12 protein-coding genes are annotated in these 10,652 nt (G+C 67.7%); all 12 read left to right on the forward strand.

What is annotated here, in order from left to right; all coding sequences use genetic code 11:
- Positions 1-81: 81 nt before the first annotated feature.
- The 12 genes from prmC (at position 82) to AB0O24_RS17470 (ending at position 10,536) form a co-directional block, all read left to right on the forward strand.
- Positions 82-975 (forward strand): peptide chain release factor N(5)-glutamine methyltransferase, encoded by an 894-nt coding sequence (gene prmC / locus AB0O24_RS17415; protein ID WP_275797238.1) that lies wholly within the window; start codon positions 82-84, stop codon positions 973-975.
- Between the two features lie 54 nt (positions 976-1,029).
- A complete protein-coding gene (locus AB0O24_RS17420) occupies positions 1,030-1,818 on the forward strand; it encodes an L-threonylcarbamoyladenylate synthase (RefSeq protein WP_275797240.1) in 789 nt (262 codons plus the stop codon).
- Positions 1,815-2,990, forward strand: a complete 1,176-nt coding sequence (locus tag AB0O24_RS17425) for an MraY family glycosyltransferase (protein ID WP_275797242.1) — start codon at positions 1,815-1,817, stop codon at positions 2,988-2,990. The genes AB0O24_RS17420 and AB0O24_RS17425 overlap by 4 nt, the downstream gene beginning before the upstream one ends.
- Positions 2,987-3,469, forward strand: coding sequence for a hypothetical protein (locus AB0O24_RS17430; RefSeq protein WP_275797244.1), 483 nt, complete (start codon positions 2,987-2,989; stop codon positions 3,467-3,469). Before AB0O24_RS17425 ends, AB0O24_RS17430 begins: the two co-directional genes overlap by 4 nt.
- Before the next feature lie 163 nt (positions 3,470-3,632).
- Positions 3,633-4,505, forward strand: a complete 873-nt coding sequence (gene atpB, locus AB0O24_RS17435; protein ID WP_275797246.1) for a F0F1 ATP synthase subunit A — start codon at positions 3,633-3,635, stop codon at positions 4,503-4,505.
- Positions 4,506-4,549: 44 nt separating this feature from the next.
- A complete protein-coding gene (gene atpE, locus AB0O24_RS17440; protein ID WP_043360904.1) occupies positions 4,550-4,783 on the forward strand; it encodes a F0F1 ATP synthase subunit C in 234 nt (77 codons plus the stop codon).
- Between the two features lie 34 nt (positions 4,784-4,817).
- Positions 4,818-5,396 carry a F0F1 ATP synthase subunit B gene (locus tag AB0O24_RS17445; protein ID WP_275797259.1) on the forward strand — a complete coding sequence of 193 codons (579 nt, stop codon included), beginning with the start codon at positions 4,818-4,820 and terminating at the stop codon, positions 5,394-5,396.
- Positions 5,396-6,184 (forward strand): F0F1 ATP synthase subunit delta, encoded by a 789-nt coding sequence (locus AB0O24_RS17450; protein ID WP_275797261.1) that lies wholly within the window; start codon positions 5,396-5,398, stop codon positions 6,182-6,184. The genes AB0O24_RS17445 and AB0O24_RS17450 overlap by 1 nt, the downstream gene beginning before the upstream one ends.
- 63 nt (positions 6,185-6,247) lie before the next feature.
- Entirely contained in the window at positions 6,248-7,879 is a 1,632-nt protein-coding gene (gene atpA, locus AB0O24_RS17455; RefSeq protein WP_058597266.1) for a F0F1 ATP synthase subunit alpha, read from the forward strand.
- 24 nt (positions 7,880-7,903) lie between these two features.
- Entirely contained in the window at positions 7,904-8,803 is a 900-nt protein-coding gene (locus AB0O24_RS17460; RefSeq protein WP_058627821.1) for a F0F1 ATP synthase subunit gamma, read from the forward strand.
- A gap of 22 nt (positions 8,804-8,825) precedes the next feature.
- Positions 8,826-10,274: a F0F1 ATP synthase subunit beta gene (atpD, locus tag AB0O24_RS17465; RefSeq protein WP_275797264.1), complete on the forward strand. Its 1,449-nt coding sequence runs from the start codon at positions 8,826-8,828 to the stop codon at positions 10,272-10,274.
- A 1-nt stretch (position 10,275) separates the two neighbouring features.
- A complete protein-coding gene (locus AB0O24_RS17470) occupies positions 10,276-10,536 on the forward strand; it encodes a F0F1 ATP synthase subunit epsilon (protein ID WP_058597269.1) in 261 nt (86 codons plus the stop codon).
- Positions 10,537-10,652: the final 116 nt, after the last annotated feature.

Genomic DNA, 10,652 nt, shown 5'->3' on the forward strand with positions numbered 1-10,652 from the left:
CGATGAGAACGCGATCATCCTAGGCGAGTCCTCCGACACGCAGGCGTGTGTGACGCCGGACGACTAGGCTCGGACCCCGTCATGCGTGAGACCGCACCACCCCCCGCCCCCACGGCCGTTCCCGTCGCCGACGTCGTCCGCGACCTCGAGGCCCGTTTCGCAGTCGCGGGCATCCCCGACCCGCGGGTCGACGCCGAGCTCCTCGTGGGGCACGTGCTGCACCTCTCGCGCGGGGGAGTGCAGGCCGCCGCGATCCGCGGAGACCGGATGCCACCCGCCGCCGCCGCCGAGCTGCTTCCGCTCGCCGATCGTCGCTGCGCCCGCGAACCCCTCCAGCACCTCACCGGCGTCGCCCCGTTCCGTTCGCTCGAGCTGGCCGTCGGTCCGGGCGTGTTCGTTCCGAGGCCCGAGACCGAGATGGTCGCGCAGCTGGCGATCAACGCGCTCGGAGCCGTGGCATCCGAGTCGCCGATCGCCGTCGATCTCGGAACCGGTAGCGGCGCGATCGCCCTGGCGATGGCCACCGAGGTTCCGCACGCGCGGGTGTTCGCCGCCGAGAACAGCGTCGACGCGTTCATCTGGACGAAAGAGAACGTCGCCCGGATCGGAGCGGAGAACGTCACCCTCGCCTTCGTCGACCTCGCCGAGGCGTTCCCCGAGCTCGACGGAACCGTGTCGGTCGTGGCATCCAACCCGCCGTACGTGCCCGACGACGCCATCCCCCGCGATCCGGAGGTGCGGCTGTACGACCCTCCGGCCGCGCTGTACGGCGGACCGGACGGGCTGGATGCCGTGCGCCACCTCTCGCGCGTCGGATTGCGGCTCGGCCACCCCGGGGCGACCCTCGTCATCGAACACGGCGAGTGGCAGGGCCCCGCGATCCGCGATCTCCTGACGGCGGACGGGTGGCGCGCTGCCGCGACGCACCCGGACCTGACCTCGCGCGACCGGGCGACGACGGCGGTGCACCCCTGACACGCGCCGTCGGGAGTGAAGAGCCTCCGACGCGCAAGTAGACTGGCGCGCGATATGTCACCTGTCTACGACTGCCGAGACGAGTCGCAGCTGCTCTCGGGTATGCGCCATGCACGCCAGGCGATCGGCCGCGGCGAACTCGTCGTGCTTCCCACCGACACCGTCTACGGCGTCGCCGCCGACGCGTTCAACGCCCGCGCCGTGGCCGGTCTCCTCGAGGCCAAGGGTCGCGGTCGCCAGCAGCCGCCGCCGGTCCTGGTCGCCGGCGTCGGCACCCTGCGGGCGCTCGTGGCCGAGATCCCTCCCGCCGTCGACGACCTCGTGCGCGAGTTCTGGCCGGGCGGGCTCACCATCGTGCTCCCCGCTCAGCCCTCCCTGTCATGGGACCTCGGCGACACCCACGGCACCGTCGCCGTACGCATGCCGGCTCACCACCTCACCCTCGAGCTCCTCGAAGAGACGGGCCCTCTCGCCGTCTCCAGCGCGAACCGCACCGGCATGGCTGCGGCCGTGAACATCGACGCCGCGCGCGACATGCTCGGCGACAGCGTCGCCGCCTACCTCGACTCCGGCCCGAGCGAGACGGGGATCGCGTCCACGATCGTCGATGCCACCACCCTCGTCGGCGGTGCCGAGCCTCGCGTGCGTGTCCTCAGAGAGGGCGCCGTCTCCCGCGAACGTCTGCGAGAGGTGCTCGGGGATCTTCTCGAGCCGGATCCCGACCCCGATGCTCCCGTGCCGACCCCCGCCGCGGCTTCTGCCGATGCGTCCAGCGTCGACGCGTCGAACGGCGAGCCCGCGCGTGCGGCGTCGGACACGGATGCCGAGGCGCCGGGTCCGTGACCCAGTACCTCCTCACCATCCTCTTCACGGCGGCGGTCACGCTCGCGCTGTCGTGGGTGGTGTGGAAGCTCGCCCTGCGCTTCAAGCTCTATCCCGGCATCCGGGATCGGGATGTCCACAAGACCCCGACGCCTCGCCTGGGTGGCGTCGCGATGTTCCTGGGCGTCGTCGCCGCCTTCGCCCTGTCGAGCCGTAACCCGTACTTCTCGATCTTCTGGGTCGACCCGGCCCCCGTTCTCTGGTTGCTCGGCGCTGTTCTGCTCATCGTGCTCGTCGGGGTCGCCGACGACCTGTGGGACCTGGACTGGATGATCAAGCTCGGCGCGCAGTTCGTCGCGGCCGGGATGATCGCGTGGTTCGGTCAGCTGCAGATCCTGTCGCTGCCGATCGGCGCCCTCACGGTGGGGTCGAGCTGGGTCAGCTTCCTTCTCACGGTCTTCGCGCTCGTCGTGGTGATGAACGCCGTCAACTTCATCGACGGGTTGAACGGTCTCGTGGCGGGCGTCTGCCTCATCGCGAACGGGGTCTTCTTCGCCTACTCGTACCTGCTCGTGCGGGACACCGGTGCCAGCACCTACTTCAACCTGGCCTCTTTCATCGCGGCGGTGCTGGTCGGCGCGTGTCTCGGCTTCCTCCCCATGAACTGGACGCCGGCGAAGCTGTTCATGGGCGACGCCGGCGCCCTGATGCTGGGACTGCTCATGGCCAGCTCGGCGATCGCCATCACCGGTCAGCTCGACCCGGCCGTCCTGGATCCCGAGAAGATCGGCCGTTCGCAGCTGCTGGGTGCGTTCATCCCGATCCTCCTGCCGGTGGTGATCGTCCTCCTTCCCCTGCTGGACTTCGGCCTCGCCGTCGCTCGCCGCCAGTGGGCGGGTCGATCGCCCTTCTCGCCGGATCGCAAGCACCTGCACCACCGCATGCTCGACATGGGGCACACCGACACCAGTGCGGTCCTCATCTTCTACTCCTGGACGGCCGTGGTGAGCCTGGCCTTCCTGCTCATGTACATCGGAACCCAGCAGAGCTGGCCCGGCGACTACCTGTTCGGCATCCTGTTCGGTGCGGTCGGCGTCATCGCCTGCGCGGTGCTGACCGTTCTTCCCTCCCCGCATCGCTGGCGACTCGCGCCGCGGCGTACGCGTCCCACCCCACCGGAGCCCCACTCATGACCAGCATCACTCCCGCCCGTCGCCCGTCCAGCACCCCGGTGCTGAGAACCGCCCTGGTCTGGGGAGGCATCGTCACCGTCGTCCTGCTCGTCGTCGGCGCGGTCGTCGGCTTCGCGGTCGGGGGAGCGGGAGGTCTCGGCAGCGCTCTGTCCGGAGTCGCGGTGAGCGCGGTCTTCCTCGCGGTGACCGCCGCGAGCATCCTCATCGCCAATCGGTGGTTCGGTGACCCGCTGTACGTCCCGATCTTCTTCGGCATCGTGCTCGGAGGCTGGCTGCTGAAGCTCGTGCTGTTCATCGTCGCCATCGTCGTGCTCCGGGAACAGGCGTGGGTGAGCCCGGTGATCTTCTACGTCGCGCTGGTGGTCAGCGTGGTGGCGTCCCTGGTCGTCGACGTCGTCGTGCTCCTGCGCATGCGCATCCCCAGCGTGAGCGACGTATCCCTGCCCACGGATCCCGACGAGGGCGACCGTCGGTCCTGACGACGACGCCCACCCGCCTATCGTCCCGTCGCCCGTCGTGCAAGCCGGATACCCCGGTGCCGAGAGGATCCGTCGCACGCGCCACATGGATCCGCTGGGAGTTTGATAGGGTGGGGTAAGTACCCGCCCGCACCAGGGTTATCACTCCAGGTCTGCATTCTGGGTGCTCTCACCGACCATCGTCGCAACGGTTCACACCGATGCCCCGAAGCTGGAGCCAGCGCTGACTACTCAAGCTGCGACCCTGATCACGAACCTCGCGTCCGCGGGTGCGGAGTTCCACCCGCCGTCCATCGGCGAGTTCTTCCCCGACGCGGTGCTCTTCGAGGGCACGATCTTCGCGATCACCCGCATCAACCTGACGCAGATGCTGGCCACGCTCGTGCTCGTGCTGTTCCTGGTCATCGGAACCCGGCGCATGACGGTCGTCCCCGGCCGGTTCCAGAGCGTCGTCGAGATGGGCCTGGACTTCGTCCGCGTCAACATCGCCGAAGACATCCTCGGGCGCAAGGACGGCAAGCGCTTCCTGCCGATCCTGACCACCATCTTCTTCATGGTGTTGTTCATGAACATCACGGGTGTCATCCCCGGTCTGAACATCGCCGGCACGAGCGTCATCGCCGTGCCCATGCTGCTGGCGATCGTCGCCTACGTGACGTTCATCTACGCCGGTATCAAGAAGAGCCCCGGCGGCTTCTTCAAGAACGCTCTGCTGCCCTCCGGCGTCCCGTGGCCGCTCTACATCATCATCGTCCCGCTCGAGTTCCTCTCGACCTTCATCATCCGTCCCGTCACGCTGACGCTGCGACTCCTGATGAACATGGTCGTCGGCCACCTCATGCTGGTGCTGTTCTTCTCGGCCACGCAGTTCTTCGTGGTCGACCTCAGCGGCTGGTGGACGGCTCTCGGCGCGGGTTCCCTCGCCTTCGGCTTCGCCTTCACCCTGTTCGAAATCTTCGTCGCCTTCCTCCAGGCGTACGTCTTCGCGATCCTCACCGCGGTCTACATCCAGCTCGCGGTCGCAGAAGAGCACTGAGCGGCCCGGCGCACGCCGAGCCACCCAACCGAAAGGAAAAATCCGTGGACGCAACTACGGTTCTCGCCCAGGTCACCGGTAACGTCGCCACGATCGGCTACGGCCTCGCCGCGATCGGCCCCGCCATCGGCGTGGGTATCGTCGTCGGCAAGACGATCGAGGGTGTCGCCCGTCAGCCCGAGCTCGCGGGTCGCCTGCAGGTGCTGATGTTCATCGGTATCGCCTTCACCGAGGCGCTCGCCTTCATCGGCATCGCGACCGGCTTCATCTTCACCTGATCCGGCCGCTCTCGACTCACTGTAAGGAGACAGGATGCTGAACGCTCTTGTCACACTCGCCGCGGAGCCCGCGGGGGAAGCGCACAACCCGCTCATTCCCGCGGTCTACGACATCATCTGGTCGGCCGTGTGCTTCGTCGTCATCGTCTTCGTGGTGTGGCGCGTCGCTCTGCCGCGCATGGCGAAGCTGCTCGACGAGCGCAGTGCTGCCATCGAGGGCAACATCGCGAAGGCCGACGAGGCTCAGCGACAGGCCGAGGCCGCTCTCGAGCAGTACACCGCCCAGCTCGCCGAGGCGCGCCGTGAGGCCGGTGAGATCCGCGAGACCGCGACCCAGGACGGCCGCAAGATCGTCGCCGAGGCGAAGGAGACCGCCGCGGTCGAGGCCGCGCGCATCACCGCCGCCGCTCACAACCAGATCGAGGCCGAGCGCCAGACCGCTCTCGTCCAGCTGCGCTCCGAGGTCGGCACCCTTGCCGTCGACCTCGCGGGCAACGTGATCGGAGAGACCCTGTCGGACGACGCCCGTGCGAACGCCGTCGTCGACCGCTTCCTCGCCGAGCTCGAGGCATCCGAGACCCTTCGACAGGCTCAGGGACCGGTGAGTAACTGATGGGCAGCGCGACCACTCAGGCGCGGACCGCGACGGCGGAGGCCCTGGCTTCCACCTCGGGCGTCGATCTCGACGTCGCGCGCGAACTGTTCGCTGCCGTCGGCACCGTGAGCGGGTCGGCTCAGCTGAGCGGCGCGCTGTCCGACTCGTCGGTGCCGGCTCCCGCTCGCGCGGGACTGGTGTCGGCCGTCTTCGGCTCTTCCTACCGTCCCGCGACGGTGGCGCTGCTCAGCAGTGCCGCTCAGCAGCGCTGGTCCACCTCCGCCGAGTTCGTCGAGGGCATCGAGGAGCTCGCCGTTCGCGCCACCGCCGTGGCGGAGTCGGCCGACATCGAGCCCGAGCTGTTCTCGTTCTCGCGTACGGTCGCCGCCAACGGAGAGCTCGAGCTCGCACTGGGCGGGCGTCTCGGAGACGCCTCCGCAAAGGGCGCGCTCGTCACGAAGCTCCTCGACGGACGCGTCAGCGCCGGTACGACCCTGATCGTGTCGTCGCTCGTGCAGAACGCCCGCGGTCGTCGGGTGCGCGCACTCCTCCGCCGCGCGGAGAGCATCGTCGCCGAGCAGCGGACGCGCATCGTCGCGACCGTCTACGCGGCAGCGCCTCTGAGCGCCGAGCAGCAGACCCGTCTGCAGAACGCTCTCAGCGCTCGCTACGGTTCGGCGGTCACGCTGAACACCGTGATCGACCCGACGGTGGTCGGCGGTCTGCGCGTGCAGATCGCGGACGACGTCATCGACGCGAGCGTGTCCGCACGTCTCGCTGACCTCCGCCAGCGGATCGCAGGCTAAAGACTTTCCGCCCGAACGGGCGTGGATCTGGGGGCCTCGCAGCCCCACGAACGAAGGAAGACAATGGCAGATCTCTCTATCAGCCCCGACGTCATTCGTGACGCGCTGAAGGACTTCGTCACCGCCTACGAGCCCACCGGCGCTGCGGCGACCGAGGTCGGCGCCGTCGTCGACGCGGCCGACGGCATCGCTCACGTCGAGGGCCTTCCCGGCGTCATGGCCAACGAGCTCATCCGCTTCGCGGACGGCACGCTGGGCCTCGCGCAGAACCTCGACGAGAACGAGGTCGGTGTCGTCGTCCTCGGCGACTTCGCCGGCATCGAAGAGGGCCAGAGCGTCACCCGCACGGGCGAGGTCCTCTCGGTCGGCGTCGGCGAGGGCTACCTCGGCCGCGTCGTCGACCCGCTGGGCAACCCCATCGACGGTCTCGGCGAGATCGCGACGACGGGTCGCCGTGCCCTCGAGCTCCAGGCTCCCGGCGTCATGCAGCGCAAGAGCGTTCACGAGCCGCTCCAGACCGGTATCAAGGCCATCGACGCCATGATCCCCGTCGGTCGCGGACAGCGCCAGCTCATCATCGGCGACCGCCAGACCGGCAAGACGGCCATCGCGATCGACACGATCATCAACCAGAAGGCCAACTGGGAGTCGGGCGACGTCAACAAGCAGGTGCGCTGCATCTACGTCGCCATCGGCCAGAAGGGCTCGACCATCGCTTCGGTGAAGGGCGCGCTCGAGGATGCCGGCGCGATGGAGTACACCACCATCGTCGCGGCTCCCGCCTCCGACCCCGCCGGCTTCAAGTACCTCGCCCCCTACACCGGTTCGGCCATCGGCCAGCACTGGATGTACGAGGGCAAGCACGTCCTGATCATCTTCGACGACCTGTCGAAGCAGGCCGAGGCCTACCGCGCCGTTTCGCTTCTCCTCCGCCGCCCGCCGGGCCGCGAGGCGTACCCCGGCGACGTCTTCTACCTGCACTCGCGTCTGCTCGAGCGTTGCGCCAAGCTGTCCGACGAGCTCGGCGCCGGTTCGATGACGGGTCTGCCGATCATTGAGACCAAGGCCAACGACGTCTCGGCCTACATCCCCACCAACGTGATCTCGATCACCGACGGCCAGATCTTCCTGCAGTCCGACCTCTTCAACGCCAACCAGCGTCCCGCGGTCGACGTGGGTATCTCGGTCTCGCGTGTCGGTGGTGACGCCCAGGTGAAGTCGATCAAGAAGGTCTCGGGAACGCTCAAGCTCGAGCTCGCGCAGTACCGTTCGCTCGAGGCCTTCGCGATGTTCGCGAGCGACCTCGACGCGGCCTCGCGTCGTCAGCTCGCCCGCGGTGCGCGCCTGACCGAGCTGCTCAAGCAGCCGCAGTACTCGCCGTACCCCGTCGAGGAGCAGGTCGTCTCGATCTGGGCCGGTACCAACGGCAAGCTCGACAGCGTCGAGGTCTCGGACGTGCTCCGCTTCGAGCGCGAGCTGCTCGACTACCTGCGTCGCAACTCGACCGTGCTCGACACGCTGCGCGAGACCAACGTGCTCGACGACGACACGCTCGCCGAGCTGGAGAAGAAGGTCGACGCGTTCGCCCTCGAGTTCCAGCCCGGTGGCGACCAGAGCGTCGTCGGCGCCGAGAAGGTCGACGCGGCCGAGGCGGAAGACGTCAACCAGGAGCGGATCGTCAAGGGCCGTCGCTAAGAGCGGCGACACGAGAACGGAATCATGGGCGCACAACTGCGGGTCTACAAGCAGAAGATCAGTTCTGCTCAGACGACCAAGAAGATCACCAAGGCGATGGAGCTCATCGCGGCCTCGCGCATTCAGAAGGCGATGGCGCGTGTGCGCGCGGCATCCCCCTTCGCGCGTGCCGTGACGAGCGCCGTCTCCGCGGTGGCCACGTACTCGTCCGTCGACCACCCGCTGACGACCGAGCGCGAGAACATCCGCCGCTCGGCCGTGGTCATCTTCACGTCGGACCGCGGTCTTGCCGGCGCGTTCAACTCGCAGATCCTTCGTGAGGGTCTCGAGCTGGCCGAGCTGCTGCGGTCGCAGGGCAAAGAGGTCGTCTTCTACCTCGTCGGGCGCAAGGCCGTCGGATACTTCCAGTTCCGTCGCATGCCGAGCATCGAGCAGTGGGTCGGCGACACCGACACTCCGCAGTTCTCGACGGCGGAGGAGATCTCCGAGTCGGTCCTCAAGGCCTACCGCGCGGGCGGCGACAACGACGGCGTCGATGAGATCCACCTCGTCTACAACCGCTTCGTCAGCATGATGACGCAGTCGCCGGAGTCGGTCCGCCTTCTCCCGCTCGAGGTCATCGAGGCCGATGAGGCACCGGCGCAGTCCGAGATCTACCCGCTCTACGAGTTCGAGCCCGACGCCGAGACGGTTCTCGACGCGCTCCTGCCGGTCTACGTCCAGAGCCGCATCTTCAACGCTCTTCTGCAGTCTTCGGCCGCCAAGCACGCCGCGACGCAGAAGGCCATGAAGTCGGCCAGTGACAACGCCGACAAACTCATCACCGACTACACCCGCCTGCGCAACAACGCGCGTCAGGCGGAGATCACGCAGCAGATCGCCGAGATCGTCGGCGGCGCCGATGCCCTGGCATCCGGCAAGTAAGTTCCCAAGGAGAGAAGAAGCCATGAGCCTCACCGCCGAGAAGACCGACGCGGCCGTCGTCGGACGCGTCGCGCGCGTCACCGGCCCGGTCGTCGACATCGAGTTCCCGCATGACGCGATCCCCGACATCTACAACGCGCTGAAGACCACGATCACCATCGGTGACGAGTCGACCGAGATCACCCTCGAGGTCGCGCAGCACCTCGGCGACGACCTCGTCCGCGCCATCGCCCTCAAGCCGACCGACGGCATCGTCCGCGGCCAGGAGGTGCGCGACACCGGCGGCCCCATCTCGGTGCCCGTCGGCGACGTCACCAAGGGCAAGGTCTTCGACGTGACGGGTGAGGTGCTCAACGCCGCTCCCGGCGAGACCATCGAGGTCACCGAGCGCTGGGGCATCCACCGCAAGGCGCCGAGCTTCGACCAGCTCGAGTCCAAGACCGAGATGTTCGAGACCGGCATCAAGTCGATCGACCTCCTCACCCCGTATGTGCAGGGTGGAAAGATCGGCCTCTTCGGTGGTGCCGGTGTCGGTAAGACCGTCCTCATCCAGGAGATGATCCAGCGCGTCGCGCAGGACCACGGTGGTGTCTCGGTGTTCGCCGGTGTCGGCGAGCGCACCCGTGAGGGCAACGACCTCATCGGCGAGATGGAAGAGGCGGGTGTCTTCGACAAGACCGCCCTCGTGTTCGGCCAGATGGACGAGCCGCCGGGGACGCGTCTGCGCGTCGCACTCTCGGCCCTGACGATGGCGGAGTACTTCCGTGACGTTCAGAAGCAGGACGTGCTGCTGTTCATCGACAACATCTTCCGCTTCACGCAGGCGGGTTCCGAGGTGTCGACGCTGCTCGGCCGCATGCCTTCCGCGGTGGGTTACCAGCCGAACCTCGCCGACGAGATGGGTGTGCTCCAGGAGCGCATCACCTCGACGCGCGGTCACTCGATCACCTCGCTCCAGGCGATCTACGTCCCGGCCGACGACTACACCGACCCGGCTCCCGCGACCACCTTCGCGCACCTCGACGCCACCACCGAGCTCTCGCGTGAGATCGCGTCGAAGGGTCTGTACCCGGCCATCGACCCGCTGACGTCGACGAGCCGCATCCTCGACCCGCGCTACATCGGTGCCGACCACTACCGCGTGGCGACCGCCGTGAAGCAGATCCTTCAGAAGAACAAGGAACTGCAGGAGATCATCGCGATCCTCGGTGTCGACGAGCTCTCCGAGGAAGACAAGATCGTCGTGTCGCGTGCACGTCGCATCCAGCAGTTCCTTTCTCAGAACACCTACATGGCGAAGAAGTTCACCGGTGTCGAGGGCTCCACGGTCCCGATCAAGGAGACCATCGAGTCGTTCGACGCGATCGTCAAGGGCGACTTCGACCACGTGGCCGAGCAGGCGTTCTTCAACGTCGGTGGCATCTCCGACGTCGAAGCCAAGTGGGCGCAGATCCAGAAGGAGAACGGCTGACATGTCGTTGCGCGTGAGCCTGGTGTCGGCCGACGCCGAGGTGTGGACGGGAGAGGCCTCGCTCGTCGTGGCCAAGACCGTCGAGGGTGAGATCGGCTTCATGCAGGGGCATGAGCCGGTGCTCGCGATCCTCGCCCAGGGCGAGGTGCGCATCACCCGCACCGACGGCTCGAAGATCCTCGCCAACGCTGAGGACGGCTTCCTGTCGATGGCGAACGACGAGCTCACGATCGTGGCCGGAAACGCTGCGCTCGTCTCCTGACGCCTGATTCCTCACGACGCGCGTCGCCCGGTTCGCCGGGCGACGCGCATAGCGTCTTTTGTGGAAGGTCTCAAGCGCGTTCACCAGCCTCCCACGGAAACCAAGCCGCCCGGAGG

It is taken from the genome of Microbacterium sp. NPDC086615, from assembly GCF_040686055.1.
In the GTDB taxonomy this organism is placed as follows: domain Bacteria; phylum Actinomycetota; class Actinomycetes; order Actinomycetales; family Microbacteriaceae; genus Microbacterium.